1 protein-coding gene is annotated in these 933 nt (G+C 31.1%); it reads right to left on the reverse strand.

The genetic code is table 11. The features are described 5' to 3' along the window. A partial coding sequence (locus tag HJ01_RS16770) for a DUF3347 domain-containing protein (RefSeq protein ID WP_040474101.1) occupies positions 1-808 on the reverse strand: 808 nt, incomplete at its 3' end. Positions 809-933 lie beyond the last annotated feature (125 nt).

Below are 933 nucleotides of genomic sequence, written 5' to 3' on the forward strand. Positions count from 1 at the left end.
AACCATAATATGGATTCTTGACAGCATTGTCTTTGCTTAGCCAATAAGCATCTTGCATAGGGCAATATTGATAATATGTAGGAGTTTCACTTTTTGAAACTTTCATTAATTCATAGGTATTTTGGGTAACTGATTTAAATAGATCTCTTTGACGTTTAATGTCCTGTGTTTCTGAAATATTTTTTATGTCATTAGTGAGTTCTTTCATCATTTTCATCCAAACCATGTGTTCTTCCATTTTTAAATCCTCCATTTTCAAAGTACTAATAGCGGTTAGCAGGTCTTTAGCTTTCATTGAAGCCATTTCAGCATCTGTTTTAACTAAGGCATCTTTTAATAAAAAATAATTATCAAAAATAGGTTTTAAAGGACTTGCTGTTTTTTGTTTCTTATCAGTAATATCAGAATGTATATCGTGTTCGCTATGATTGGGCAAAGTTTCCATATCTGTTTTTACAGCAGTTTTTAATTCTCGATCATATAGACAACAGTCGGAAAGTTTATTATATGCATCTTCTGGAGCTAGAAATTTTGGATTATCATAACCAACCAATGCGATGCGTTTAAGGATTTCATCTTCATTGGTTTTTTTAGCATCGTAAGTAATCGTAGCCATTTTGGTATCCTTATTCCAGTCTACTGAGGCTACTTTTTTAAGATTTCCCGCTTTTTCTATGGAGGCTTTGCAAATGTCACAGTTACCGAATATTTTTACCGTTGCTGTTTTTACATTTTTAATTTGCGCGTTGGAGACTACGACTGATAACAATAGAGCTATTGTTATCACTGTTTTCTTTAGTGAATTCATTATGTAAATAATTTAATTTGAAAATAGCAGAAAACAATCAACAAATAGAATTTGAACTATTTGTTTAATAATTGTGATTAGCCGAAAAAGTAAATGATTTTATAGCAGTGCTTGCTTTGAATTTG

The organism is Flavobacterium frigoris PS1 (genome assembly GCF_000252125.1).
Lineage (GTDB): Bacteria > Bacteroidota > Bacteroidia > Flavobacteriales > Flavobacteriaceae > Flavobacterium > Flavobacterium frigoris_A.